This is a genomic window from Enterobacter sp. C4G1 (assembly GCF_052886895.1).
This window is the reverse complement of sequence record NZ_JBQVVV010000001.1, coordinates 2,258,172-2,282,795: the sequence shown is the minus strand read 5'-3', so window position 1 is coordinate 2,282,795 and position 24,624 is coordinate 2,258,172. Positions and strand designations below refer to the sequence as shown.

Sequence of the window (24,624 nt, the reverse complement as noted above, 5' to 3'; positions counted from 1 at the left end):
AGATTTCCCATGCCACATCTTTCCACCCACGTGACGCGCGTGCTTCAGGGCTTGCTGACCCTGATGCTCACGCTCTTCGGGCTGTTGCTCATCACGTTTGCGCTTTCCGCATTTTCCCCCGTCGATCGCGTCTTGCAGATCGTCGGCGATCACGCCAGCCAGTCCACTTACGATCAGGTTCGCCACCAGCTCGGTCTGGATCAACCGCTGCCCGTGCAGTTCTGGCATTACGTGCAAAACCTTGCTCATGGCGATTTAGGCACCGCCAGCGCCACCGGACAGCCGGTATTGCAGGATTTGTTGCACGCGTTCCCCGCCACGCTGGAGCTGGCAACCCTGGCGCTGATTATCGGTGCCTTACTCGGCGTGATCGCGGGCGTGCTGTGCGCCCGCTACGCCGGTACAGCGCTCGATTTGACGATCCGCACGCTTACCCTGCTCGGCAACTCGGTACCGATTTTCTGGCTCGGCCTGCTGATGCTGGCGCTGTTCTACGCGAAGCTCCAGTGGAGCGCCGGCCCCGGCAGGCTCGATGATGTCTGGCAGTTTACCGTTGAGCCTCGTACCGGGTTTGCGCTTGTCGATACCTGGCTTTCCGGTGACCGGGACGCCTTCAGAAATGCCATCAGCCATCTGGTGCTGCCGGTACTCTTGCTGGCCTATTACTCGCTGGCGAGCATCACCCGCCTGACGCGTTCAGCGTGCCTGAGCGAGATGAACAAAGAGTACATTCTGCTCGCTCGCGCCAAAGGTGCCGGGGAGATGACCATTCTGCTGCGCCACGTCCTGCCGAATATTCGCAGCACCCTGCTGACGGTGATTGCCCTCGCCTACACCAGTATGCTGGAAGGCGCGGTATTAACTGAAACCGTCTTCTCCTGGCCGGGTATCGGGCGCTATCTCACCACCGCACTGTTTGCGGGCGATACCACAGCGGTGATGGGCGGCACGTTGCTCATTGGCGTCTGTTTTGTGCTGATCAATAACCTTACCGACCTGCTTGTGCGGGCAACCGATCCCAGGGTGCGCTAATGCCGTTTTATCTCTTTTTACGCCGCCTGCGCCGCTCTCCTGCGGCGTTTTGCGGGCTTATCGCCATCGCGCTGCTGGTGTCTGTTGCGCTGTTTGCTCCATGGCTTGCACCGCGTGACCCTAACTGGCAGGACGCCGCCGCACGCTTACAGGCCCCCAACGCCCAGCACTGGCTGGGAACTGACAGCTACGGTCGCGACCTGCTTTCACGTCTGATCTACGGTACGCGTCCCGCGCTGGGGCTGGTTGCGCTGGTCACCGTCATCACCCTGCCCGCTGGCCTGCTGGTGGGGATTTTGTCCGGGTTTTACGGCGGCTGGCTGGAGCGGGTGCTGATGCGCTTTACCGATGTGGTGATGTCGATGCCGCGTCTGATCCTCGCCTTCGCGTTTGTCGCCATGCTTGGCCCGGGGCTGGTGAACGGGGCGCTGGCGCTGGCTTTGACCACCTGGCCTGCCTATGCACGTCAGGCACGCAGTGAAATTCAGCGCCTGCGTCACAGCGACTATCTGGCCGCTGCCGGGATGATGGGGATCCGCGGATTCCGGCTGCTGTTCGGCCACATTCTGCCGCTGTGTCTGCCGTCTGCGATTGTGCGTCTGGCACTCGATCTGGCCGGAATTATTCTGGCTGCCGCCGGGCTTGGGTTCCTCGGCCTGGGTGCACGCCCACCCATGGCGGAATGGGGAGCCATGATTGCCGACGGGATGCAGGTCATTTTTGACCAGTGGTGGATTGCCGCCATTCCGGGCGGTGCGATTCTGTTTGCCAGCCTGGCATTTAACCTGCTGGGCGATGGCCTGCGCGATGTACTGGAGCCGCAACATGACTGAACAACGCGTCATCGTCGATGCGCTGAATATCGACTACCCCACCGCGCGCGTGGTTAACAACCTGAGCTTTACGCTTGGCAATGAACGCCTGGCGCTGGTTGGGGAATCGGGTTCAGGAAAATCCATGTCCGCCCGCGCCCTGATGGGGCTGGTGCGCAAGCCGGGCATCGTGAGCGCAAGCCAGCTTAACGTGCTCGGCAACGACCTGCTGACCCTGAATAACAAACGCTGGCAGGCGCTGCGCGGCAACCGTATTGCGATGGTGCTTCAGGATCCGCGCTACGCCCTGAACCCGGTGAAAAACGTGGCCGCCCAGCTTGAAGAGGCCTTAACCCTGCATCAGTCCCTGCCGAGATCGGAGCGTCTGGCGCGCATCCACGACATTATTCGCGCCGTCGGGCTAACCGACAATGTGCTGACGCGCTATCCCGGCGAGCTTTCGGGCGGTATGGGGCAACGCGTGATGATTGCCATCGCGCTGATTAACAACCCGCAGGTACTGATTGCCGATGAACCCACCTCGGCGCTGGACGCCCGCCTGCGTAACCAGATCCTCGAACTTCTGGTGCAGCAGTGTGAAGAGCGTCAGATGGCGATGCTGCTGATTAGCCACGACCTGCCGCTGGTGGCGGAACATTGCGACCGCGTGCTGGTGATGTATCAGGGCGAAAAAGTCGATGAGATGGCGGCAAATCAGTTGCCGCAAGCCACTCACCCGTATACGCGCACGCTCTGGACCTGCCGTCCTGACGCCAGCACGTTCGGCCAGATGCTGCCAACGCTTGACCGCACTCAGCCATGGAAGGAGGCGAACAATGGCACTCGTTGAAGTTAATCAGCTCCAGGTCACCTTCGGGGAAAAAACCGCGGTATCCGCAGCCAGCTTTGCAATCGGGAAAGGCGAAACCTTCAGCCTGATTGGTGAATCCGGTTGCGGGAAATCCACCATTTTGCGGGTTCTGGCGGGGCTCCAACACGACTGGAGCGGCAGCATTGCCGTGCTGGGTGAGCATTTGCAGACAGGCCACCGCTTTGAAGGCGCGCTGCGGCGCAACGTGCAGATGGTATTTCAGGATCCGTGGGCGTCATTGCACCCGAACCACACTATCGCACGCACGCTCTCTGAGCCGTTAAAAATCCACGGTGAAACGCAGATTACCGAAAAAGTAGCAGATGCATTGCAGCAGGTTGGGCTGTCTGCCGATGCGGGTAAACGTTATCCGCATCAGCTCTCCGGCGGGCAGCGGCAACGTGTGGCTATCGCCCGCGCTTTGCTGTTACGCCCGCAGCTGTTGCTGCTGGATGAACCAACTTCCGCGCTGGACATGTCCGTGCAGGCGGAAATTCTCAACCTGCTGAACCGACTTAAACAACAGCACGGGATGACCTATCTGCTGGTGAGCCATGATGCAGATGTAATTGCGCATATGTCTGACCGCGCGGCGTTTATGGCGCACGGGGTGATCCAGCGGGTGTTTGACCGTGAGGCGATGCTAAAAGGCGAGCACCGGATGGGGTAGTACCGTGGGGCGATGGCCTTTCTGGAAGGAGCCTCGCAAACTGAAAAAGTAACCCTGTTTCATCAAGGGATAAGACTGTTATTTGTTTTTTCATGGTCGTAAAGTGCCTGCGTTGCGGTGCATCCGCAACCGGGCGTAGGAACCCGTTTTTCATGACACGACAATGAAATTGTCGCGACAGCGTTCCCCCCTTTAAAGATATGGTGGCGCTGGTGGAGTAGCCGAAAGGCTGACCGTTTGTCGTGTGCGGTATTCCTACCTTCGTCAGCGCTACCACTCACCGGCACAGGAACGTATTGGTTGGCCAGGAGCTTTTTTTTACAAGGAAAATCACATGACAACAAACCCTACCCTGACACACACGCAATCTGAAGAAAACGTTATTCACCAACTTCTCACCCGGCCGCTTCCCGATACTGCGGATCCCATTGTTCTGAGCGAAGCATGCGCTGCATGGGTTAGCGTGTTAGTCGAAACCGACGATCGCGAAACCCATGCTGCACTTTGCGAACGTCTTCTGCATGGGCTTAATCAGTTGCGGGCTCACTGCGAAAATGACCTGCCTTCGTACCTGGTTGAACAGGTCGTTGCGGGCGAAAAACTCAACGCCTGCGTACCCGAATGTTGGCAGGACGCCTCGTTACAGGTGGACTACGCGAAGGCTCTCACTCATGCGATAGCGGGGAAGACGTTGCCAACCGATGTGGCAAAAGAACTCACAAAGCTGCTGCATGATATGGTCTGGCTGCTGGCGGATTTTGTGAAGGAATCAGACATGACAGCGCGTTGAGGCGGGCAAAAAAGGCCGACATTCCGCAGAGTGTCGGCCTTCTGTTATTTCAGCATTTTTACCGTGGCTTCGATATCGATCTCATCTTCTGAGAAGATGTGCGTCGTTTTCTGGAAGGTGGTGATGGCCAGTTTCTTCACCGTGCGCATTTCACCCGGCTTAGCCGTGCTTTTGGGTTTGATGTTGTTCATCAGGATCCCTACCGACAGCACCGCATTTTCTTTATCAATGCTGGTATCGGCCGGTACTTCCTCGCTGAACACCACGAAAGATTTGATGGAGGTGAGTTTCAGCCGCTCGCCCGCAATGTAGATGTACTGGCTTTCCGGGATAACCTTCACCGCGTAGGCAGACAAGCCTTTGTTGTTGGTGGTGGGTTCAAAGGTCACCGCCGCATCTTTCTTGATCAGATCAGGGTTCGCGACCTTAATCACATGAAAATAGCGGTTGTCACCGTTTTCATCTTTGATAAATCCAAAGCCTTTATCTTTAAACCACGTTGTGATTGTACCGTTCATCGCTGTTACCGCCTGTCTGATCGTTCATTAACTCAATTTTTGCAGCGTGGAGTGTAAAACACAATGCGATTTGGGGCGAGGGATTTGGGGTAAATGCCCTGCGCCACTATCGAATAAAGGTCTTTTTAGCCCGGACGGAAGCACGGAAGTACGGTATCCAGATACAGGCGTAAATTACGTGCGTGACTATGGGCATTATCTGGCTAAAGTTCATCGGTATCGCGGGGAACAGCCAGGACGTGACGACCCGGTCAATCAGCATTATCACGATGCCGACCACGATCAAAACACTATACGCAAGAGGAAGTTCTTTCTTCTTACGGAAAAAGAGCGAGGCAGTGTAAATAATATAGAGCAGGAGAATGAAATTCACCGCCACGGCAATAAACAGATAGGCCGACTGGGATGCCTGAATGCGGCCCATCGTCGATAGCCCGGCGTTTAATGTCACTGCCAGAGAAGTGAAATAACCGTAGGCGATCAGTAACAAATTGAGTAATGGCAGGAATAACAATCCCCCAATTTTCCTGTAGCGCTTTTCTTCGCATTCTGCGCAGTATTCCTGATCCTGTGAAATGTCCTTATCACATGAAATGCACGTCCATTTGAAAGGGGTGTCGCTCATTTTTTATCCTTAATTGCCTTTTTGTAGGTAGGGGTATTACCCGATATCGGCAATATCGGGCTCATCCTTGAGCGAAATTGCATTCCAGGTTTTTCAGCCACAAGTTGATCGAGAAGGGCCAATAACGCCGTTGTCTATACTCAACGTATCCCCGACAACGGAGCACCCCATGCCTTTACCCGACTTTCACGCCTCAGAACCTTTCACCCTCGGCATTGAGCTGGAACTCCAGGTGGTTAACCCACCGGGCTACGATCTCAGCCAGGACTCTTCCGCACTGATTACCGCCGTAAAAAATGAGATCAACGCCGGTGAAGTGAAGCACGATATCACCGAGAGTATGCTCGAAATCGCCACAGGCGTGTGTAAGGGCATTAACCAGGCCGCAGCGCAATTTTCTGCCATGCAACAGAGCATCCTGCGCGTGGCGGCAGACCAGCGGATTCAGATTTGTGGTGGAGGGACGCATCCGTTTCAAAAATGGCAGCGCCAGGAGGTGTGCGATGACGAGCGCTACAACATCACGCTGGAGCGGTTTGGTTATCTGATTTTGCAGGCCACGGTGTTTGGCCAGCACGTGCATATCGGATGCCGGACCGGAGATGACGCCATTTACCTGCTGCACGGCCTGTCACGCTTTGTGCCGCACTTTATCGCCCTGGCAGCGGCATCGCCATATATGCAAGGCACCGATACCCGCTTTGCTTCGTCGCGGCTCAATATCTTCTCCGGGTTTCCGGATAACGGCCCGATGCCGTGGGTGAACAACTGGCAGGCGTTCGAGGGGCTGTTTCGCCGCCTGAGCACCACCAGCATCGTCGACAGTATTAAAGATTTACACTGGGATATTCGACCAAGCCCGCACTTTGGCACGGTGGAAGTCCGGGTGATGGATACTCCACTCACGCTTTCACACGCCATTAATATCGCCGGGCTTATTCAGGCCACCGCACACTGGCTGCTGACCACCCGGCCTTACCAGCATCAGGAACGCGATTTTCTGCTGTATCGCTTTAACCGGTTCCAGGCCTGCCGCTATGGGCTGCAAGGAATATTGACCGACGTCCATACCGGGGAACAAAAAACCATTGCGGAGGATATCGCGTGGTTACTGGAGCAGGTTGCATCGTCGGCCGGGAAACTTGGCGCAACCAGCGCCATCACGGAGATTGCCCTGCTGTTAAAACAGGGCAAAAGCGAGGCGCAGCAGATGCGGGATTTCATCAACAATGGCGGTTCGCTGACCTCGCTGGTGCAAAAACATTGCGAACTCTGGGCCACGAGTCCGTAAGCCGGTGCCCCCACTCACGCAGGCGCTGGAACAGCACAAACAGAGCGGGGATAAAAACAATCCCGATGAGGGTCGCAACCAGCATCCCGCTGAATACCGCCGTCATCATGACCGCGCGGAAAGGGCGGTTTGCAGGGTGCTGGCGAGGAGAGCGAACAGGAGCGGGAATTTCATGGGAGTACCTCAGATGTGTTCCCCCCACCCCGGCCCTCTCCCACAGGGCTGAGGGTTCCCCAGTAATTTTTGTCTTTAATTCAGCGATGATATTACGCCATTGAATTAAGAGACTTACAGCGGTGTCATGGTCCGGCTGAAAATCGCCGAAGCGTTTACGGAAGGCCGGGGCGACGCGCATGGATGCGCGGCGAGGGCGGCTTTACAGGGACGTTTCATCCGCCCGTCCCCGATTAGCCTGGAGCAAACGCTGAGGGCATCGCGAAGCGACGATTTTCTTGCCGGGAGCCCGGGTCGCCAGGGTAGCGGCGGTGAGCTACCCTGGCACGTTCACCGGTATTGTGGTGACAGAGTAGCAAGGAACGTAAAGTGAACGGAATGACCACCTGAGCCGTATGTTCCCCCTCACCCCAGCCCTCTCCCCAAAAAGGAGAGGGAGCTGTCCGTGCTCGTATTTTTGTGGGGATCCCTCAACCCTGTGGGAGAGGGCTAGGGTGAGGGCAAAAGTTTATGCAGCCTCGCGGAACCTGCGGGTCAGGCGCTTCTCGATTTCAACGATGAAGAACATCGCGCCTGCAATCACCAGCGTGATAGCCCAGTAGCGCAGCGGCAGGGCTTCAGTGCCAAACAGCATCTGCATAAACGGCAGGTAGATAATCGCCAGTTGCAGCAGTAACAGTACGCCCGTCACCAGCCAGATACCTTTGTTCGCCAGCAGGCCACGGTTGAGGGAGAACCCGTCGCCATTACGGCAGTTAATCATGTACACCCACTGCGTACAGACCAGCATCTGCAACAGCACGGTACGCGTAAACTCTGCGCTGTGGCCGCGTGGTGCCAGCCAGGCTTCCAGTGCAAATGCAGCGATGGCGATCATGGTGCCCACAAAGGCGACACGCCACACGGCAAAGGCATCCATCACGTGCTGCCCGGTCAGACGCGGTGGGCGCTTCATGATGTCGCGCTCAGCGGCTTCAAAAGCCAGACCGAAAGAGAGCGTGGCGGAGGTGGCCATGTTCATCCACAAAATCAGGACCGGCGTCAGTGGAATGATGTTCCCCGCCAGCAGCGCAATCACAATCAACAGCCCCTGCGCCAGGTTGGTTGGCATGATGAACAGAATGGTTTTCTTCAGGTTGTCGTAAACGCGTCGCCCTTCTCTTACCGAGCTGGCAATAGTGGCGAAGTTGTCATCCGTCAGCACCATGTCTGCCGCTTCTTTGGTGACTTCAGTGCCTTTAATTCCCATCGCGATACCGACATCAGCCTGACGCAGGGCTGGTGCATCGTTGACTCCGTCACCGGTCATGCCCACGATTTCACCTTTGTCCTGCAAGGCTTTCACCAGACGCAGCTTATGCTCCGGGCTGGTACGGGCGAAGATGTCATATTCCACCGCCGCATTCGCCAACTCCTGATCGTCCATTTTCTCCAGTTGATAGCCTGTAACCGCCTGCACGCTGTTGGTGATCCCCAACATCTGGCCGATGCTCATGGCTGTTTGCGGGTGATCGCCGGTGATCATCTTCACGCGGATCCCGGCCTGCTGGCAGGCGTGGATTGCGTCGATGGCTTCCGGGCGTGGCGGATCCATCATCCCGGCGATACCGAGGAAAATCAGCCCGTGGTTCAGGTCGTCATGGGTAAGCCGGGTCTCACCGTTCGCCGGTTTGAACGCAGCAGCAACCATGCGCAACCCCTGGCGCGCGTAGCGCTCCATCTCAGATTCCCAGTACGTGCGGTTAAAAGCTTCCGTACCATTGCGGGTCTGCTGCTGCTCGCACAGGGCGAAAAGCACATCCGGCGCGCCGGTGACCAGGATCTGCTCTTCGCCACCAATCTGGTGGTGCGTGCTCATGTATTTGTACTGAGAGTCAAACGGGATCTTGTTAACCAGCGTGGTCAACACAGGCTCCAGGTTTGCCTTCGCCGCCAGCACTTTCAGTGCGCCTTCGGTTGGCCCGCCGGTGATGCCCCACAAACTGCGCTCATCCTGGATCAGCTGGCTGTCGTTACACAGGTCGATGGTGCGCAGATACTGTTCCAGCACGGTGCCCGGCTGGATCTGCACCGGCTCATCGCTGCCTTCAAGATAGATATTGCCCACTGGCTCATAGCTATTACCGTCCACGCGGTAGCAGGTATCTGCCGTAATAATGGCTTTAACGGTCATTTCGTTCATGGTCAGCGTGCCGGTTTTATCCGAGCAGACCACAGTCATCGCCCCAAGAGTTTCTACCGTTGGCAGCTTACGGATAATGGCTTTTTTGCGTGCCATCGCCTGTACGCCAAGGGATAGGATAATGGAGATAATCGCCGGCAAACCTTCCGGTACCGAAGCCACTGCAAGGCTTATCAGCGAGAGCAGCAATTCCCCCATCGGGATATCGCGCAATACCAGGCTAAAGACAAACAGCGCGGCCATCATCGCCAGAATAATGACGAAAATGGCTTTACCCAGTTTGTCCATCTGCACCAGCAGTGGGGTGCGGTGCTTTTCAATACCAGCCATCATCTGATTGATATGGCCCAGCTCCGTATCCTGCCCGGTTGCAATAACCACCCCCACACCGCCACCTGCACTAACAGTGGTACCGGAAAACACCAGGTTAGTGCGATCGCCCAGCGATAATTCACCGTCGAGTGGCAGAATGTGTTTATCCACAACCGTTGATTCACCCGTTAGAATAGCTTCTTCAACGCGTAAATTATGAGCTTCAATCAGACGCATATCAGCCGGAATACGATCGCCTGCGCGTAATACAATAATATCACCCGGGACTATTTCAGTTGTGGGAATAGTGTCATGATTACCATTCCGAATAACACGCGCATCGCTGGAAAGCATATTGCGAATACTTTGCAGGGATTTTTCAGCGTTACTTTCCTGGATATGACCAATCAGCGCATTAATGACCGCCACGCCCAAAATAACCAGCGTATCGACCCAATGCCCCATGACAGCGGTGAGTACCGCAGCGGCCAGCAGAACATATATCAGCACATCATTAAAATGCGCCAGAAAACGCAGCCACGCAGGCTTACCCTTTTTTTCCGGCAGGGCATTCGGGCCATACTGGTGCAGACGGGCTTTCGCCTCTGCGCGATCAAGGCCGTCTGCATGAGTCTGCTTGTGAGCAAGTACTTGCTCTACCGTTTGCTGGTAGGGCTTCCCCTGCACATTTCCCCCTGCGGGTGGCATATTCTGTACGTTCTTCATTTTGGTCATTACGTCATATCCTGCAATATCCGGTGGACGGAAGCCTGAATTCCTTTCTGGCTTTAATAAATTCATTTTTAAGGCTTGCGGCTTAAATTGATCTACCGCAATATAATTACTGACGGGTTATTCAAAACTGATTAAAACTATTTCGATGAACTGATTTTTACAAAATATTTCTAAACCAAAACTAAACAAGGAGCCACCATGTTTGGCATTTATCGCGGACGCCGCCTGGCGTTATATATTATCGCCGCCATTGTTATTGCAACGTTAATTGGATATAGCACATATACATTTGTAAAATTATTTTCCTGAGGAAGACATTTATTTACATAACCCGATATTAGCTTAATCGTCTTAAGAATATTATTCTGTTTCGGTTATTTATTAGCGAAACACGACCCTGGTTTTATCAAAAAGTGAATATCGGGTTTATATTGCTTTACGCTACAATATGCCCGACAATAACTTTTTTAACTGACGATTAACATTAATATGAAACATCCGTTAGAATCGCTGCTAACAGCCGGGGGCATTCTGCTGATGGCCCTGCTCTCTTGCCTGCTGTTACCGGCGCCCTCGCTCGGGCTGGTGCTGGCGCAGAAAATGATGGCGACCTTCCACCTGGTCGATCTTAACCAGCTCTACACCCTCCTTTTCTGCCTGTGGTTCCTGGTGCTTGGCGCCATCGAATTCTTTATCCTGCGTTTCGTCTGGCGCCGTTGGTTTTCACTGGCGTCGTAAGCCGGTGAAATCGCGCATTCCGTGGATCAGCGCCTCACACCAGGCCACATAATCGTGGCCGCTGGACCACGGATGGAAGCTGACACGGTAGCCTTTATCGCGTAATACCTGCTCAAAATCTTTTGTGGTACGATAGTTCCCGCCACCCGGCCCGCGGGTTTCAAACGTCCCGGCCTGAAGCCAGAACTGCACAGGATACTGTGGTGACTGCTGGTACTGCCGCGTGAGCCAGCCAGAGGCTTCCCCTTTCGGTGCCCACCAGTACGATCCCGACAGGCTAAGTACATTGCCGAACAAGCGCGGATATCGCAGTGCCACCCAGGATGAGGCGATCCCACCATAGCTTGAACCCGCCAGCACCGTTTTTTGCCGTTGCAGGGCAATCCCCTGCCCGCGCAGCCACGGCAGCAGTTCGTGAGCCATAAAATCAGCGAAGTCAGGGTTCGGCGGCAACTCTTTGCCACGACGCGGGTGATCGAGACTATCAATAAAGACGACATTAACCGGGGGGAGATGATGGCGGGAAATCAGGCCGTCCAGCACATTTGCAACGTGGTACTGATCCTGATAAACCTGCCCGTCGAACAGAATAAGCGTCCAGCGCGCAGGCTGTGCCCCACGCGGTTTGTAAATCATCACTTCCCTGCTGTTGCCGAGAATTTTGCTGGCCAACATTTCTCGGGTCAGCGTGCCATTCCTCAGCGGCTGAGCCATGGCCTGAGCGGAGAAATAGCGCGCCGGGCTGAGATCAAGCAATGAAAAACGATTCCAGCGGTCAGCCTTTTGTTCACCGGACGAATGGGGATTGAGCGGATCCGCCTGGGCGCTGACCAGGATCGCCCGGTGCTGATCGCGAGGCTGCCCGTCGATTAACGGCACATCCGGTGCGAGTTTGTACTGCATTACCGTATCCGAAGGAACTACGTAGCTGCGAAACCAGACGTCACTTTTACCAAGACGGAACAGAGGATCGTGCTCGCCCGCAGGCGAACCAAGGAGAAAGACGTTATCCTTCGCACCGCGCCATAAAAAAGTCACCCGTTTGTGATGAGAATCGACCGGTTCAACCATCGGCGTTCCCTGCCGGATTTGCGCCTGCCAGAACGCATCCGTACTTCCCCCCGCTGCAACCGTTTTTGCCAGCGCTTTTAGCGTGGGGCTTTCGGGCTCTGGCATTTGCGTGCGCGACAACGCAGCGGTTTCTTTCATCCGCCACTGAAAACGCCAGGGGGTGCCCTCTTCCCCATGGAGAACCAGCGACGTGCTCTGACGCACCGGCAGGGCAAAAAGAAGCGAGTGTTCACCATCCACCGGGCCGTGTTCAATCAGGGTGCGGATACGCCGGTTTTGCCCGTCCAGCAGGCGGGCATCCGTGACGCCGTTCAGCGTGGCAGAGACATAATTTTCGCCCAGGGCCGGAAGCACAAAGCAGACTTCGCCGCTGGCATCAAATTTCCCCTTAAGCTCCCCCTGAACAGAAGGCGTTTCACAGGTCGCCGCCAGCACCGGCAGCGTCCCAATCCCTAACAGCAAACCACTCCATGCCCTTTTCATTACCGCGTTTTCCCCAGCAAAATGTGCCACTCACGCTAATGCAAATGGGAATTATTTTCAATAAAAAAGAGAGCGTTCTGCAACTGAGGGGAACGGCGGCGTCTGGCGGAAGGGGTTTTGCCCCGGTAAGCGCAATGCTTGCGGGGCAACCAGATTAATGCGCCCGACTGTGGTTGTCTTTGCGGTACGCACCAGGCGGCTGGTGGAACGTGCGGGTGAAGATGCGGGTAAACGTTTGTTGTGAGTCAAATCCGTAGCGCAGGCAGATCTCGTACACGCGCTCGTCCGACTCGCGCAGATCGCGCGCTGCCAGCAGCAGCTTACGTTCCCGGATATAGCGCCCCAGACTCTCGCCTTTGTACTGCATAAACAACCGCTGTAGGTGCCACTTTGAATACCCTGAATGGCGGGCAATCTCTTCAATGCGCAACGGTTGATGTAAGTTATCGTCGATCCACTCGACGATGGTGTCGATGACCTGAGCGGAAATAGTCATGCTGCTCTCCCCCTCTGCTTCCCGATTAAACATTATTCCCACCACTGGCTAAATTGTTGGGTGGTATCACCCACGCGGACGGGTTCGCCCAGTTCCGGCGTCAGCAGCCGATAGTTTTTATCCTTGCTGGCTCTTGCCAGCTGGATCAGCGGATCGTTCCAGGTGTGTTTCGCCAGCACAAAGCGTCCGTTATGCCCCGGTACAACGGCTCTGGCGTTAAGATCTGCCGACGCCTGCGCAGTTTCATCCGGCAGCATGTGGATGTACTTCCAGTCCTGGTCGTACTGGCCGTTTTCCATAATGGCTAAATCCACCTCGCCAAACTGCTGGCCAATGGCTTTGAAGTGCGGCCCGTAACCGGAATCACCGCTGTAGTAAACCTTCTGCTCAGGAGTGACGAACATAAAGCTGCCCCACAGGGTCTGGTCGCGTTTGATGCCGCGTCCGGAGAAGTGACGCGCCGGGAGCACATGAACCGTCAGTTCATCGCTGATGCGCACCAACTGATTCCAGTCGCGCTCGTCGATGATCGCCGGGTTCATGCCCCAGTAGCGCAGATGCGAACCCACACCCAGCGGCGTGACCACGCGCTTCACCTTCGGCAGCAGCGCCTTAATGGTGGCGTAATCCAGATGATCGTAGTGATCGTGAGAGATAATCAGCAGGTCGATGTCCGGCATGGACTCCGCGCGCCACGGGTATTCACCCGCAAAGGCTTTATTCAGGAACGAGAACGGTGCGGCGTAGTTGCCAAGCACCGGATCGATCAGGATGCGTTTGCCCGCAAGCTGCATAAACCAGGAGGAGTGGCCGAGCCACACCAGCGTATCCTGTTCCAGCGGCAGGCTCGCCAGATCGGTATTCACCAGCGGCAGAGGCTCGGCAGGACGCGCGTTTTCAGTTTTTTTGGTCAGAAATTCCCACATCGCCACCAGCATATTTTTGTCGCCGTTATAGCCCGGCGTAGGCAGCGTATTGTGGAAACGCCCGTCGCGATACTGCGCAGACGCTTCAACTTCCGTTAGCTGCTCACCCTGCGGTGGCTGGCCAAATCCAGCATTCAGGACAAAAGGTAAACTTGCAGCTGAAGCAATAATCATGACAAACACCACGCAGATGAATAGAGGCTTTTTCATATCCTGACCCGGCTACGCGCCCCATCCGATGGATTGCGCGGGTAAACTTGATTATGAGTGAGTAAGCACTCATTATAGATATGACGAGAAACTCGTCAAGACGTTTTCGATCTTTGACATTCCGCGTTGCAGCGTGGCAAAGCACGTGTTTCAATCATGGTTTTTACAATTGACAGGAGGGGAAATTTAGTGGCACGTCCTAAGAGTGAAGATAAAAAACAGGCCTTACTGGAAGCAGCAACCGCTGCATTTGCACAGTCAGGTATCGCCGCTTCAACGGCATTAATCGCCCGTAACGCGGGCGTCGCCGAAGGCACGCTGTTCCGCTACTTTGCTACCAAAGACGATCTGCTGAATGCCCTCTATCTACACCTGAAACAGGATCTCTGCCAGACGATGCTGGCAAATCTTGATCGCAGCATTACCCTGCCCAAAGATCATACCCGCAACATCTGGAACAGCTACGTGGACTGGGGTATTCGTAATCCCGTCTCGCACGCAGCCATTCGCCAGCTTGGCGTCAGTGAAAAAATCAACGCTGAGACCGAACAGGCCGTAAAAGACATGTTCCCGGAACTGCATGAACTTTGTCGCCGCTCGGTGCGCCAGGTGTTTATGTCTGATGAATTCAAAACGTTCGGTGATGCGATTTTCTTATCACTGGCTGAAACCACAATGGAATTTGCCACCCGCGATCCTTCACGCGCCGTCGATTTTAAAGCACTCGGTTTTGAAGCCATGTGGCGCGGGCTGGCTCAGGAGGATAGTGATGGACGGTAGTGAATTACAGGAGCACGCCATAAGGGTTGCACGGGAATTCCCCTTCTCAGAACACTGCTGGCCGTTTGGGCCAGAGTATGACGTGTTTAAAGTGGCCGGGAAGGTCTTCATGATTGTGGCGACTGTAAAAGGGCGTCCTCACGTCAGCCTGAAATCCGACCCGGAAAAATCGCTGTTAAATCAGCAGATTTACCGCGGCATTGAGCCGGGTTATCACCTGAATAAAAAGCTCTGGATTTCACTCTACGGCAGCGATGACATGACGCCGGAGCTGGTTGCCGACCTTATCACTGATTCATGGAATCTGGTTGTCGACAAGCTGCCCAAAAAAGATCAGAAGTGGATACGCCCGGTCTGATTGTTCGGTTGAGACGAACAGTATAAGCGCTCGTATCGCACTTATCTTTTCCCGCATTGCCTTGTAATCTGCTTCCCTTTCGCGCCCGCCGACGGGCGAATTTCATCACCAGGAGTTGTTATGGATATTATTTCTGTCGCCCTGAAACGCCACTCCACTAAGGCGTTCGACGCAAGCAAAAAACTGACCGCTGAAGAAGGCGAGAAAATTAAAACCCTGCTGCAATACAGCCCGTCCAGCACCAACTCACAGCCATGGCACTTCATTGTTGCCAGCACTGAAGAAGGTAAAGCACGCGTGGCAAAATCTGCCGCAGAAAGCTATGTGTTCAACGAACGCAAAATGCTGGATGCCTCTCACGTTGTGGTGTTCTGCGCGAAAACCGCAATGGACGACGCATGGCTAGAACGTGTGGTGGACCAGGAAGATGCCGATGGTCGTTTTGCCACGCCAGAAGCAAAAGCCGCCAACAACAAAGGCCGCCACTACTTTGCCGACATGCACCGCGTGGACCTGAAAGATGACCATCAGTGGATGGCAAAACAGGTTTACCTGAACGTAGGCAACTTCCTGCTGGGCGTGGGCGCGATGGGCCTGGATGCAGTGCCAATTGAAGGCTTCGACGCCGCTATCCTCGACGAAGAGTTTGGCCTGGAAGAGAAAGGCTTCACCAGCCTGGTAGTGGTGCCGGTCGGGCATCACAGCGTAGAAGATTTCAACGCCTCTCTGCCGAAGTCTCGCCTGCCGCAGAGCACTGTTGTCACCGAGTGCTAAGGCTACTGGCACCCGGGGTTCCGGCGTGCCAGATTTTAGTACAGCGTAATCTGCGGATGCTTAACACCGCATACCAGCGCATAACGCGTTAAGGTATCCAGGCTTGCCCGGGTAATATTGGCTTCCATGCGGGAAACCGTTGGCGCGCTGACTCCCATTCGTTCCGCAACCTGCGCACGCGTAAGACCAGCATGATTACGCCACTGCGCCAGCATTTCACGCAGGCGTTCTTTGCGTTCCTCTGCATCAAATGCCGCCTGCACGTCTGAGTGACTTAGCAGTTCAGATCTTAACGCATCCCAGTCAATCATCTTCTTGCTCATCCAACATCTCCTGTTGTCGTTTTAATGCCAGACGGATCTCCGCAGAGGGCGTTTTCTGGGTCTTCTTGATAAACACTCGCAGCAGAAAAATCGTCTTCCCCTGCTGATACACATAAATCCCGCGGCTATGAAGCAGCCCAATAGTTCTGATTTCAAACAAACCATAGGGTAAGGGTTTGCTGTCGGGCTCTCGTAGCGCCGTCGGATTACTGCGCAGTTTATCAAGCTGGCGAATCAACTTCGCCTGTACCCCTGCTGGCAATGAGAGGAGCTCTTCTCTGACTGCCTCATGGACAATGAGTCTGAACACAATATGTCATCCCTGATGATATTAGCATATAAGGCAATTTGCATTAAAGGCTAATTTTGCCTTCCGTGAGATACCTTACACGCTTTATCAAGGCCCAGGAAAAACTGCATTCATTCCCTGAAAGCGCCTCGCAAAACCTACTTAACCGAACTCCCGGCGTGCCAGATTTTCTCGGCATAACGCCCTATCACCGCCAGTGATGCCGCGAGGATCAGGAAAAAGACCACTTTGTTCATCCCGTCCCAGAAGTACTCGAAATAGCGGGTGTAGAGGTTGATGGCGAGGAACGTCAGGCCGAAGCCACGCAGCATCCCGTCGTCAGTTTTCAGGCTGATGTAAATACAGAGACCCGCCGCGACGGCAAACAGCAGCGCCCACGGCAGCAGCGAAGCCTGAGTGACGCTGTACCAGTTATCCACATCGTAGTTGCCAAAAATCGACATGATCCACAGCGCAACAAACAGGTACGTCAGCCCCATCGCTTTACTGGTGGTGTACAGATGGCGCGCCTGCAACATCGCGCGCAATACCCAGCACAGCGCCAGTAGCGCGCCGCCAAAGAAGATAAACCGCACCGGATAATTCATCCCCAGCCAGTATGCGCCCCAGCCGGACATATAGCCCGTCTCCGCACCAAACCAGTTGCCAAGCGATAGCAGGAAGAACAGCCACACCAGTCCTGAGCGGCCAAAGAACCCCACCAGCCCGTAAACGGCGCAGCCTGCAAGGAACAGCGGCGCGATGTGACCGCTGCCGTTATCCAGCCTTTCGCCAAGCTGCCAAAGCGCGATGGCGGTAAAGAACACGCCAAGGAACAGGATAGATTCCGTGCTGTAGTGCCACTGGGTTTCCCGCCGCTGTCTGGCAAATCCCCACAGGTAAAACAGCACCGCCACCAGCGCAGGCAACCCGATACGAGCAATGGATGAGAAAGAGAAAAATTCGATGATGCGCGCCATCAGCTCGCTGTCGGCAAACAGGCTGCCGATGGCGATAATGACGCAAGCCAGCGCGGTCCAGAAGGCGTAGCGGCTCAGGCGCTGCCAGTCCATCGCAACGCGTTTCAGGCTACCCGCCAGACGCTGATGTTCCTCAGCCGTTAATGCCCCCTCTTGTTCCCACTCGGTGAGAGCGCGGCGAAGAACTTTTTCTTGCTTACGCGTAACGTTCATATTCGATCCCTGAAAGAGTTGGGCTTAGCTCAGTATAACAGCCTGCTGCGCCAGCCATGTTAGCGCCTGCTCCCCGGTCTCATCCACCGGCAGATAGACCAGCAACCGCGAGCCGTTTCGCGGCGCGGAATACCAGTACATCTGCTGTAAATTAAACTCTCCCAGTTCAGGGTGGCAGAAGACCTTGAGTTGGTTTTCGACGCCGCGCACGTCGTTGCGCTGGTGCCACAGGGTTTTAAACTCCTCCGACACCGCAAAGAAGCGCGCCAGCTTGGCTTCCCACAGCGGATCGCCCCGGTGCTCCGCCATTGCCGCGCGGAAGTAGGAGACGAATATCGCCAGCGCATCGTCGCGTTTGCCCAGACGAGCGCGCCACGCCGGATGGGTGAGGAACAGATAAATACAGTTGCGGTCTTCCGGCGGAATTTCATTGAAATCGACACCCATCAGATGCCCGAAGCCGTCATTCCACGCCACGATGTCAAAATTGGGTTTCTGAATGCTGGCAGGCTTCGGCATCAGGGTGTCGAGCAGGCGGCGCGTGCCTTCGCTAATCCCCTCGCACTGTACCAGCTGCGGTGCTTCGCCCGGAGGCAGCCCCGCCAGTACAAATACATGTCGGGTTTCCGTTGGCGTGCATTGCAGCGCTTTTGCTACCGCCGCCATAACGGCGCTGGACGGGTTTACGTCCCTGCCCTGCTCAAGCCAGGTGTACCAGGTGACGCCCACATCCGCCAGCAATGCCACCTCTTCACGGCGCAGGCCCGGCGTGCGGCGGCGTCCACTGCGTGGTAAACCCAGGCGCTGCGGATCGAGGCTTTCGCGACGCGCGCGCAAAAATGCCCCCAGCTGTTTTCGGGTGTCATCCTGAAGCGAAGTGACAGGTTCAGACATTAGCGCCATATTTCCCCCTGCATGGTAGTGCCAGTACCAGTATAAGTAAGAACTGGTACCCGTTTATCAGATAGTCGATGCTACGACCATCTGTTGAATGACGCAATGGAGTTACCATGAATACGTCAGTTGTTTCACCGGGTCGTGCAGGCCTGATTTTGCTGTTAACCGGCCAGATGTTGCCGTTGATTGATACCTCAATCACCAACGTCGCGCTGGACTCCATTACCCGCTCGTTACATGCCACCGCAACCGAACTGGAGCTGATTGTCGCGCTCTACGGTGTGGCGTTTGCCGTCTGTCTGGCGCTGGGCAGTAAGCTTGGCGATAACCTGGGTCGTCGCCGTCTGTTTATGGCGGGGGTAGCGATTTTTGGGCTGGCGTCGTTGCTGTGCGGTATGGCGGGGAGCATTGAACAGCTTCTGGCTGCGCGTATTGTTCAGGGTGCCGGGGCCGCACTTATCATGCCGCAGATCCTCGCCACGCTACATGTTACGCTAAAAGGAACGGCGCACGCCAAAGCCATCAGCCTGTTTGGCGGTATCGGTGGTATCGCATTTATCGTCGGGCAGATGGGCGGCGGCTGGCTGGTATCAGCCGATATCGCCGGGCTGGGCTGGCGAAATGCCTTTTTCATCAACGTGCCATTCTGCCTGATTGTGCTGGCGTTAAGCCGCCGCCATGTGCCGGAAACCCGCCGTGATACCCCGTCACGCATCGACTGGGCAGGCACTGCCCTGCTGGCGGCAATTCTTTGCTGTCTGCTTTTCCCAATGGCACTCGGCCCGCAGTGGCACTGGTCCTGGCCGCTTAAGGCTGCGCTGATTGCCATTATTCCGCTGGCCTGGTTAATGGCGATAAATGCGCGCAAAAAAGAGCGTGAGAACGACCACCCACTGATCCCGCCGCGTCTTTTGCAGCTCGGCAGCATCCGTTTTGGCGTGTTGATTGCGATGCTCTTTTTCAGCGTCTGGTCCGGGTTTATGTTCTGCATGGCACTGACCATGCAAACGGGTTTGGGCATGGCACCGTGGCAGTCCGGGAACAGCTTTATTGCGCTTGGGGTGACGTACTTTATTTCCGCGTGGTTTGCCCCGCGTCTGATTGCTCGCTACAGCACCAGCACCATTCTGCTCACCGGTCTCGCCATCCAGATAATCGGCCTGCTGGCGCTGATCGCCACCTTCCGTTACTGGGGAATGAGTAACACCGCGCTGACGCTGGCCCCGGCAACCGGGCTGGTGGGCTACGGCCAGGCGCTGATCGTCAACAGTTTCTACCGTATCGGGATGCGCGATATCCAGCCTGACGATGCCGGTGCCGCCAGCGCCATTCTGAGCACCCTGCAACAGGCTGCATTAGGCCTTGGCCCGGCTATCTTCGGGGCCATTTTGCTGCATGCGCTGCACAACCACCACGGGGATTACACCCAGGCGACCAACGCTTTCCTGGTGGTGGAAACCGTCATGATGATTGTCCTGGCACTGGCAACGTTGCGTATGCGCCATCACCTGCGTATGCCCGTGGTGAAAGCCTGCCACGCGATGAAATAAGCCCCCCCTAATTTGCATAATAGATCCGCAGCCGCCATTATGGGGCTGCATCAATACAGGAGACGTTATGCAGGAATTAATTGCCCAGGTTGAAGAGTTAGGCATTGAAATTAATCACACCACATCCCTGGTGATAATCTTTGGTATTATTTTTCTTACTGCCATCGTAGTACATTTTATTCTGCACAAAGGGGTGCTGCGGGCATTTGAAAAACGTGCCCAGGCCAGTAGCCATTTGTGGTTGCAGATAATCACGCAAAATAAATTATTTCACCGTCTGGCGTTTACCCTACAGGGGATTATCGTCAACGTTCAGGCGGTATTATGGTTACAAAAAAGCAGCGACGCGGCTGAAATCCTGACCACCTGCGCAAAGCTATGGGTGATGGTATACGCCCTGCTCTCTTTCTTCTCGCTGCTGGACGTTATGCTTAAGCTGTCGCAAAAAATGGCGACTGCCTCTCAGCTACCACTGAAAGGGATATTCCAGGGGATAAAACTGGTCAGCGCAATCCTGGTGGGGATTTTGATTATCTCCCTGCTGATTGGTCAGTCGCCCGCCATTCTGATTAGCGGTCTGGGGGCGATGGCTGCGGTATTAATGCTGGTCTTTAAAGACCCAATCCTGGGGCTGGTAGCCGGTATTCAGCTTTCCGCCAACGACATGCTCCGGCTTGGCGACTGGCTGGAGATGCCGAAATACGGGGCAAACGGCACGGTAACGGATATCGGCCTGACCACGGTGAAAGTACGCAACTTCGATAATACGATAACCACCATCCCAACCTGGGCGCTGGTGTCTGATGCCTTTATTAACTGGAGCGGGATGTCGGCTTCCGGCGGGCGGCGGATTAAACGCAGCCTGAATATCGATACCACCAGCATCCATTTCCTCAGCGAGCAGGAACAACAGCACCTGATTCAGGCAAAACTGCTCAAACCTTATATGGCCGCACGTCATGAAGAAATCAGCGTGTGGAATGAGGAAAACGGCGAAGGCGAGTCAGTATTGAACCTGCGCAAGATGACCAATATCGGGACATTCCGTGCTTATCTGAATGAATATCTGCGTAACCACCCACGCATTCGTAAAGATATGACCCTAATGGTGCGCCAGTTAGCCCCCGACGCTAACGGTCTACCGGTTGAAATATATGCCTTTACCAATACCGTTATCTGGGCTGAATATGAAAATATTCAGGCAGATATTTTCGATCATATTTTCGCGGTAATAGACGAATTTGGGCTACGTATTCACCAGGCGCCAACCGGGAACGATATTCGCTCGCTGGCCAGCGCACTGGCGAAATAAATCAGGAACTGGCGCGGGAAATAAAGCGCCAGTCCATCATCACCCTTTCCGTAGGCGCATCCGGATTATCGATTTTATTCAGCAGCAAATCGACCGCCTTGCGCCCGATATCCCGCGAAGGTTGTTCGATAGTGGTCAGGGAGATCATGTCTGCAAGCTCCGTGCCGTCAAAACCCACCACTGCGATATCCTGTGGCACGCGCAGCCCCGCCTGCTCAATCGCCCGCAATGCACCAGCCGCCAGCGTGTCGGATACGGCAAAGACCGCATCCGGCGGGTTATCTGCCAGCAGCTTTTGCATCGCGGACATCCCGGCTGCAGAGCTGAGTTCGCGTGCGTATTCCACAACCTGATAATCCAGTTCGCGCAGATGCAGCACACTTTTATAGCCCCGCTCGCGCAGACGGGCATATTTGTAGCTTAAATCGTGGTTAATCAGGGCAATGCGTTTACGACCGCTGTCGGCAAGCTGGCTCACCACATGTTGCGAGGCATCGACATCATTGATCCCCACGCAGGATACCGATCCGGCATCTGCGTATTCGGCACACTGCACCCAGGGAGCGGCCCCGATCAGCGCTGAAAGTTCGGGAAGCTTAGAGAACGCATCCATGGTGATAATGCCATCAACAATTTTACCTGACAGCAGGCTTAAGCCTGAGCGGGAACGTTCGATATCAGAGCCGGAGTTGCACAGCAAAATGCGGTAACCGTTTTTTTCGGCCTCTTCTTCGATACCTTTTACCACTTCCGCGCAAAACGGGTTGGCGATGTTGGACACCATCACCAGGATCATGTTGCTGCGGGCGGTGCGCAGCTGGCGCGCCAGCAAATTAGGCTGGTAGTTGCTCTCTTTGATGGCTGACAGGACGCGCTCGCGGTTTTTTGCCTTTACGGTGTCGCTGTTATTGAGCACGCGCGACACGGTGGCCACGGACACGCCGGCAAGCTGAGCGATTTTCTGAATTGACATAACGACGACACATCCTGCGGTTAGCGTTTTATGCAGGCTATCATAAATTTGTTGCCCGGCGAACCGGGCAACACGTCATCGCTCAATACGCACCCATCGCTGTTGCTGATGGCTTTTTACTATTGCATCAATGATATACATCACATTCGCACCCTCATGAAAGGTGGCGAACAACGGTTGCTCCGGCATCCTCCCCGCCTGAACAGCGCGGTAGAATTGCGCCATCATATTTTTGAACGCGTCCGGCCAGCCTTCGATATGGCCCCCCGGGAAATGGGCGCTTTCCGCCGCATCCGGGCTCATTAAACCCGGATCGTCGCTCAGCAGCTGATTAGCCTGCGCGCGATGGCCAATCCACAGCCGTTGCGGCACTTCCTGATCCCACGCCACGGAGTGTTCACTGCCGTTGATCTCAAAGGTCAGGCGGTTTTTACGCCCGGCACTGACCTGCGAAACGTTAAAACTGCCTTTGCTGCCGTCATCAAAGCGAAACAGCACCGAGCCGAAGTCTTCGGTAGTGACCGGTTTATCCTCATACGCTGCCCGTTCGTCGTGGATGAAGGTTTGATTTCCCGCCACGCTGGCCTTACGCGTTGGCCAGACTATCGAGAGATCGGCCATCACTTCGGTTATCTGCCGCCCGGTAACAAACTGCACGGTATCGCACCAGTGGGAGCCGATATCGGCAACTGCGCGCGACGCCCCACCGAGAGCGGCATCAACCCGCCAGTTGTAGTCAGTTTCCAGTAGCATCCAGTCCTGCAAATAGCTGCCGTGTGCAGCGAACAACCGCCCGATACGGCCTTCGCGCATCATGCTTGCCGCCTGGCGCACCATCGCAAACTGGCGGTAGACAAAGCTGACGCCATGGATCACCCCCGCCTGTTCTGCCAGTGCTACGAGCTCACGCGCCTCTTGCGGTGTCATGCACAGGGGTTTCTCGGAAAAGACATGCTTGCCCGCGCGTAAAATCTGGCGATTTACTTCCGCGTGCAGATGATTGGGTGTGCAGTTATGTACCACGTGCAAATCAGGGTGCGCCAGCAGCTCATCAACGCTGCCGTAGGCGTGGGGCACATTAAGCGCGCGCGCTTTTTCCTGCGCGAGGGCAAGCGAGCCATCGCACAGCGCCACAACCTGCACAAACCCCAGGCGGCGAAGCGCTTCAATATGGGCCGGGCCGATAAACCCGCTGCCGATAATACCGACATTAATCATTGCTGCCTCCTGCTGCAAAATCATCAAATGCACGCCCCGACACCGGAATAATGTGGCGGCGGATAAACTCGCTGCCCTCGCTGGCGCCGGTGTCGCCATCCTTCAGGCAACATTCCCACTCCAGCACCGCCCAGCCGTCGTAATCGTACTGCGTCAGCTTGCTGAAAATCCCCTTAAAATCAATCTGACCATCGCCCAGCGAACGAAAGCGCCCCGCCCGATTGATCCACGGCTGGTAGCCGCCGTACACGCCGCTGCGCGCGTTGGCCCTGAATTCGGCATCTTTAACGTGGAATGCCTTGATCCGCGAATGGTAGATATCAATAAAGGTCAGGTAGTCCATCTGTTGCAACAGCATATGACTTGGGTCGTAGAGAATGTTGCAGCGCGGATGGTTGTCCACCAGCGCCAGAAAACGCTCAAAGGTCACGCCGTCGTGCAGATCTTCCCCCGGATGCAGCTCAAAACAGACATTCACCCCGTGTTCATCAAAGGTATCCAGAATCGGCCGCCAGCGACGTGCCAGCTCTTGGAACGCCTCCTGGAAACGCTGTTCATTATGCGGTGGCCACGGGTAGAAATACGGCCAGGCTAGCGAGCCGGAAAACGTTGCATGCGCGTTCAACCCTAACCGGGACGACGCCACGGCCGCTTGTTTTACCTTCTCTGTTGCCCAGGCCTGGCGCGCCGCATCGTTGCCGCGTACCGCTTCAGGTGCAAAATGATCAAACGCCTCGCGATACACCGCGTTTACCGCCACCAGCTGCCCTTCCAGATGGGTCGAGAGTTCACTGATAACCAGCCCATGCTCGGCCAGCTTTCCGCTTATCTCGTCGCAATAGGTCTGACTTTCAGCGGCCTTCTCCACATCAAAGATATGTGGATGATTGCAGGGAATTTGCAGTGCTTTATAACCCTTGCCAGCCGCCCAGCCCGCCAGCCCGTCCAGCGAGTTAAACGGCGGCTGCCCGCTGATAAACTGCGTCAGAAAAATAGCCGGTCCCTTAATGGTTCTCATACC

At 55.4% G+C, this 24,624-nt stretch carries 25 protein-coding genes and 1 pseudogene; 12 read left to right on the top strand and 14 right to left on the bottom strand.

Going from position 1 to position 24,624, the window contains the following annotated elements:
* Window positions 1–9 precede the first annotated feature (9 nt).
* From ACT9TW_RS10940 to ACT9TW_RS10920, 5 genes are all read left to right on the top strand, one after another.
* Window positions 10–1,032, top strand: coding sequence for an ABC transporter permease (locus tag ACT9TW_RS10940; RefSeq protein WP_446492366.1), 1,023 nt, complete (start codon window positions 10–12; stop codon window positions 1,030–1,032).
* Window positions 1,032–1,865 carry an ABC transporter permease gene (locus ACT9TW_RS10935; protein ID WP_217186221.1) on the top strand — a complete coding sequence of 278 codons (834 nt, stop codon included), beginning with the start codon at window positions 1,032–1,034 and terminating at the stop codon, window positions 1,863–1,865. The genes ACT9TW_RS10940 and ACT9TW_RS10935 overlap by 1 nt, the downstream gene beginning before the upstream one ends.
* On the top strand, window positions 1,858–2,694 hold the full coding sequence (locus ACT9TW_RS10930; protein WP_446492365.1) for an ABC transporter ATP-binding protein: 837 nt from the start codon (window positions 1,858–1,860) through the stop codon (window positions 2,692–2,694). Before ACT9TW_RS10935 ends, ACT9TW_RS10930 begins: the two co-directional genes overlap by 8 nt.
* Window positions 2,681–3,385: an ABC transporter ATP-binding protein gene (locus ACT9TW_RS10925; RefSeq protein WP_446492364.1), complete on the top strand. Its 705-nt coding sequence runs from the start codon at window positions 2,681–2,683 to the stop codon at window positions 3,383–3,385. Before ACT9TW_RS10930 ends, ACT9TW_RS10925 begins: the two co-directional genes overlap by 14 nt.
* Before the next feature lie 334 nt (window positions 3,386–3,719).
* The gene (locus ACT9TW_RS10920) at window positions 3,720–4,175 is read left to right on the top strand and encodes a hypothetical protein (protein ID WP_446492363.1); all 456 of its coding nucleotides are present in this window, start codon (window positions 3,720–3,722) and stop codon (window positions 4,173–4,175) included.
* 44 nt (window positions 4,176–4,219) lie between these two features.
* Here the strand turns inward: ACT9TW_RS10920 and ACT9TW_RS10915 are convergent, their stop codons facing one another.
* Both ACT9TW_RS10915 and ACT9TW_RS10910 read right to left on the bottom strand, forming a co-directional pair.
* Window positions 4,220–4,693: a cold-shock protein gene (locus ACT9TW_RS10915; protein ID WP_182059941.1), complete on the bottom strand. Its 474-nt coding sequence runs from the start codon at window positions 4,691–4,693 to the stop codon at window positions 4,220–4,222.
* Between the two features lie 106 nt (window positions 4,694–4,799).
* Window positions 4,800–5,318 carry a DUF2569 domain-containing protein gene (locus ACT9TW_RS10910; RefSeq protein ID WP_446492362.1) on the bottom strand — a complete coding sequence of 173 codons (519 nt, stop codon included), beginning with the start codon at window positions 5,316–5,318 and terminating at the stop codon, window positions 4,800–4,802.
* Between the two features lie 169 nt (window positions 5,319–5,487).
* Here ACT9TW_RS10910 and ACT9TW_RS10905 point away from each other — a divergent pair, with 169 nt between their 5' ends.
* Window positions 5,488–6,609, top strand: coding sequence for a YbdK family carboxylate-amine ligase (locus ACT9TW_RS10905; protein WP_446492361.1), 1,122 nt, complete (start codon window positions 5,488–5,490; stop codon window positions 6,607–6,609).
* Here the strand turns inward: ACT9TW_RS10905 and ACT9TW_RS10900 are convergent.
* Window positions 6,542–6,712 (bottom strand): annotated as a pseudogene (locus ACT9TW_RS10900) (hypothetical protein); the annotation flags it as partial. The gene ACT9TW_RS10905 and the pseudogene ACT9TW_RS10900 sit on opposite strands and share 68 nt — an antisense overlap.
* A 579-nt stretch (window positions 6,713–7,291) precedes the next feature.
* On the bottom strand, window positions 7,292–10,012 hold the full coding sequence (locus ACT9TW_RS10895) for a cation-transporting P-type ATPase (protein WP_446492360.1): 2,721 nt from the start codon (window positions 10,010–10,012) through the stop codon (window positions 7,292–7,294).
* A gap of 489 nt (window positions 10,013–10,501) precedes the next feature.
* On the opposite strand from ACT9TW_RS10895, the gene ACT9TW_RS10890 reads away from it, so the two are divergent.
* Complete coding sequence (locus ACT9TW_RS10890) at window positions 10,502–10,750, top strand: DUF1158 domain-containing protein (protein WP_446492359.1); 249 nt, start codon at window positions 10,502–10,504, stop codon at window positions 10,748–10,750.
* Here the strand turns inward: ACT9TW_RS10890 and ACT9TW_RS10885 are convergent.
* The 3 genes from ACT9TW_RS10885 to ACT9TW_RS10875 all read right to left on the bottom strand — a co-directional run bounded on the left by ACT9TW_RS10885 (window position 10,736) and on the right by ACT9TW_RS10875 (window position 13,936).
* Complete coding sequence (locus ACT9TW_RS10885) at window positions 10,736–12,304, bottom strand: alpha/beta hydrolase-fold protein (protein ID WP_446492358.1); 1,569 nt, start codon at window positions 12,302–12,304, stop codon at window positions 10,736–10,738. The two genes, ACT9TW_RS10890 and ACT9TW_RS10885, sit on opposite strands and share 15 nt — an antisense overlap.
* 154 nt (window positions 12,305–12,458) lie before the next feature.
* Window positions 12,459–12,800, bottom strand: coding sequence for a RamA family antibiotic efflux transcriptional regulator (locus ACT9TW_RS10880; protein WP_446492357.1), 342 nt, complete (start codon window positions 12,798–12,800; stop codon window positions 12,459–12,461).
* Between the two features lie 32 nt (window positions 12,801–12,832).
* A complete protein-coding gene (locus ACT9TW_RS10875) occupies window positions 12,833–13,936 on the bottom strand; it encodes an MBL fold metallo-hydrolase (protein WP_446492356.1) in 1,104 nt (367 codons plus the stop codon).
* 189 nt (window positions 13,937–14,125) lie between these two features.
* Here ACT9TW_RS10875 and ACT9TW_RS10870 point away from each other — a divergent pair, with 189 nt between their 5' ends.
* From ACT9TW_RS10870 to nfsB, 3 genes are all read left to right on the top strand, one after another.
* Window positions 14,126–14,716: a TetR/AcrR family transcriptional regulator gene (locus ACT9TW_RS10870; RefSeq protein WP_446492355.1), complete on the top strand. Its 591-nt coding sequence runs from the start codon at window positions 14,126–14,128 to the stop codon at window positions 14,714–14,716.
* Window positions 14,706–15,074, top strand: a complete 369-nt coding sequence (locus ACT9TW_RS10865) for an MmcQ/YjbR family DNA-binding protein (RefSeq protein WP_446492354.1) — start codon at window positions 14,706–14,708, stop codon at window positions 15,072–15,074. The genes ACT9TW_RS10870 and ACT9TW_RS10865 overlap by 11 nt, the downstream gene beginning before the upstream one ends.
* Window positions 15,075–15,194: 120 nt before the next feature.
* Window positions 15,195–15,848, top strand: coding sequence for an oxygen-insensitive NAD(P)H nitroreductase (gene nfsB / locus ACT9TW_RS10860; RefSeq protein WP_446492353.1), 654 nt, complete (start codon window positions 15,195–15,197; stop codon window positions 15,846–15,848).
* 35 nt (window positions 15,849–15,883) lie between these two features.
* Here nfsB and ACT9TW_RS10855 read toward each other — a convergent pair whose 3' ends face one another.
* From ACT9TW_RS10855 to ACT9TW_RS10840, 4 genes are all read right to left on the bottom strand, one after another.
* On the bottom strand, window positions 15,884–16,159 hold the full coding sequence (locus ACT9TW_RS10855) for a helix-turn-helix domain-containing protein (protein ID WP_041162197.1): 276 nt from the start codon (window positions 16,157–16,159) through the stop codon (window positions 15,884–15,886).
* The gene (locus ACT9TW_RS10850; RefSeq protein WP_446492352.1) at window positions 16,152–16,481 is read right to left on the bottom strand and encodes a type II toxin-antitoxin system RelE/ParE family toxin; all 330 of its coding nucleotides are present in this window, start codon (window positions 16,479–16,481) and stop codon (window positions 16,152–16,154) included. Before ACT9TW_RS10850 ends, ACT9TW_RS10855 begins: the two co-directional genes overlap by 8 nt.
* Before the next feature lie 137 nt (window positions 16,482–16,618).
* A complete protein-coding gene (locus ACT9TW_RS10845) occupies window positions 16,619–17,653 on the bottom strand; it encodes a DUF2157 domain-containing protein (RefSeq protein ID WP_446492351.1) in 1,035 nt (344 codons plus the stop codon).
* Between the two features lie 24 nt (window positions 17,654–17,677).
* Window positions 17,678–18,556, bottom strand: coding sequence for a helix-turn-helix transcriptional regulator (locus ACT9TW_RS10840; protein ID WP_446492350.1), 879 nt, complete (start codon window positions 18,554–18,556; stop codon window positions 17,678–17,680).
* A 107-nt stretch (window positions 18,557–18,663) separates the two neighbouring features.
* Between ACT9TW_RS10840 and ACT9TW_RS10835 the strand changes: the two genes are divergently transcribed.
* Both ACT9TW_RS10835 and ACT9TW_RS10830 read left to right on the top strand, forming a co-directional pair.
* Window positions 18,664–20,100 carry an MFS transporter gene (locus ACT9TW_RS10835; protein ID WP_446492349.1) on the top strand — a complete coding sequence of 479 codons (1,437 nt, stop codon included), beginning with the start codon at window positions 18,664–18,666 and terminating at the stop codon, window positions 20,098–20,100.
* Between the two features lie 67 nt (window positions 20,101–20,167).
* The gene (locus ACT9TW_RS10830) at window positions 20,168–21,412 is read left to right on the top strand and encodes a mechanosensitive ion channel family protein (protein ID WP_446492348.1); all 1,245 of its coding nucleotides are present in this window, start codon (window positions 20,168–20,170) and stop codon (window positions 21,410–21,412) included.
* Between the two features lies 1 nt (window position 21,413).
* Here ACT9TW_RS10830 and ACT9TW_RS10825 read toward each other — a convergent pair whose 3' ends face one another.
* The 3 genes from ACT9TW_RS10825 to ACT9TW_RS10815 form a co-directional block, all read right to left on the bottom strand.
* Complete coding sequence (locus ACT9TW_RS10825; RefSeq protein ID WP_446492347.1) at window positions 21,414–22,385, bottom strand: LacI family DNA-binding transcriptional regulator; 972 nt, start codon at window positions 22,383–22,385, stop codon at window positions 21,414–21,416.
* A gap of 75 nt (window positions 22,386–22,460) precedes the next feature.
* Window positions 22,461–23,603 (bottom strand): Gfo/Idh/MocA family protein, encoded by a 1,143-nt coding sequence (locus tag ACT9TW_RS10820; RefSeq protein ID WP_446492346.1) that lies wholly within the window; start codon window positions 23,601–23,603, stop codon window positions 22,461–22,463.
* Window positions 23,596–24,621: a sugar phosphate isomerase/epimerase family protein gene (locus ACT9TW_RS10815; protein ID WP_446492345.1), complete on the bottom strand. Its 1,026-nt coding sequence runs from the start codon at window positions 24,619–24,621 to the stop codon at window positions 23,596–23,598. Before ACT9TW_RS10815 ends, ACT9TW_RS10820 begins: the two co-directional genes overlap by 8 nt.
* Between the last annotated feature and the right edge of the window lie 3 nt (window positions 24,622–24,624).

Excerpts from the sequence above, each read along its gene's own strand:
- ACT9TW_RS10845 (WP_446492351.1), bottom strand. The coding sequence starts at position 17,653 with ATGAACGTTACGCGTAAGCAAGAAAAAGTTCTTCGCCGCGCTCTCACC.
- ACT9TW_RS10905 (WP_446492361.1), top strand. The coding sequence starts at position 5,488 with ATGCCTTTACCCGACTTTCACGCCTCAGAACCTTTCACCCTCGGCATT.
- ACT9TW_RS10825 (WP_446492347.1), bottom strand. The coding sequence starts at position 22,385 with ATGTCAATTCAGAAAATCGCTCAGCTTGCCGGCGTGTCCGTGGCCACC.
- ACT9TW_RS10815 (WP_446492345.1), bottom strand. The coding sequence starts at position 24,621 with ATGAGAACCATTAAGGGACCGGCTATTTTTCTGACGCAGTTTATCAGC.
- ACT9TW_RS10935 (WP_217186221.1), top strand. The coding sequence starts at position 1,032 with ATGCCGTTTTATCTCTTTTTACGCCGCCTGCGCCGCTCTCCTGCGGCG.
- ACT9TW_RS10820 (WP_446492346.1), bottom strand. The coding sequence starts at position 23,603 with ATGATTAATGTCGGTATTATCGGCAGCGGGTTTATCGGCCCGGCCCAT.
- ACT9TW_RS10865 (WP_446492354.1), top strand. The coding sequence starts at position 14,706 with ATGGACGGTAGTGAATTACAGGAGCACGCCATAAGGGTTGCACGGGAA.
- ACT9TW_RS10915 (WP_182059941.1), bottom strand. The coding sequence starts at position 4,693 with ATGAACGGTACAATCACAACGTGGTTTAAAGATAAAGGCTTTGGATTT.
- ACT9TW_RS10880 (WP_446492357.1), bottom strand. The coding sequence starts at position 12,800 with ATGACTATTTCCGCTCAGGTCATCGACACCATCGTCGAGTGGATCGAC.
- ACT9TW_RS10890 (WP_446492359.1), top strand. The coding sequence starts at position 10,502 with ATGAAACATCCGTTAGAATCGCTGCTAACAGCCGGGGGCATTCTGCTG.
- ACT9TW_RS10855 (WP_041162197.1), bottom strand. The coding sequence starts at position 16,159 with ATGATTGACTGGGATGCGTTAAGATCTGAACTGCTAAGTCACTCAGAC.
- ACT9TW_RS10925 (WP_446492364.1), top strand. The coding sequence starts at position 2,681 with ATGGCACTCGTTGAAGTTAATCAGCTCCAGGTCACCTTCGGGGAAAAA.
- ACT9TW_RS10940 (WP_446492366.1), top strand. The coding sequence starts at position 10 with ATGCCACATCTTTCCACCCACGTGACGCGCGTGCTTCAGGGCTTGCTG.
- ACT9TW_RS10875 (WP_446492356.1), bottom strand. The coding sequence starts at position 13,936 with ATGAAAAAGCCTCTATTCATCTGCGTGGTGTTTGTCATGATTATTGCT.
- ACT9TW_RS10840 (WP_446492350.1), bottom strand. The coding sequence starts at position 18,556 with ATGGCGCTAATGTCTGAACCTGTCACTTCGCTTCAGGATGACACCCGA.
- ACT9TW_RS10920 (WP_446492363.1), top strand. The coding sequence starts at position 3,720 with ATGACAACAAACCCTACCCTGACACACACGCAATCTGAAGAAAACGTT.
- ACT9TW_RS10930 (WP_446492365.1), top strand. The coding sequence starts at position 1,858 with ATGACTGAACAACGCGTCATCGTCGATGCGCTGAATATCGACTACCCC.
- ACT9TW_RS10885 (WP_446492358.1), bottom strand. The coding sequence starts at position 12,304 with ATGAAAAGGGCATGGAGTGGTTTGCTGTTAGGGATTGGGACGCTGCCG.
- ACT9TW_RS10895 (WP_446492360.1), bottom strand. The coding sequence starts at position 10,012 with ATGACCAAAATGAAGAACGTACAGAATATGCCACCCGCAGGGGGAAAT.
- ACT9TW_RS10835 (WP_446492349.1), top strand. The coding sequence starts at position 18,664 with ATGAATACGTCAGTTGTTTCACCGGGTCGTGCAGGCCTGATTTTGCTG.
- ACT9TW_RS10910 (WP_446492362.1), bottom strand. The coding sequence starts at position 5,318 with ATGAGCGACACCCCTTTCAAATGGACGTGCATTTCATGTGATAAGGAC.
- nfsB (WP_446492353.1), top strand. The coding sequence starts at position 15,195 with ATGGATATTATTTCTGTCGCCCTGAAACGCCACTCCACTAAGGCGTTC.
- ACT9TW_RS10830 (WP_446492348.1), top strand. The coding sequence starts at position 20,168 with ATGCAGGAATTAATTGCCCAGGTTGAAGAGTTAGGCATTGAAATTAAT.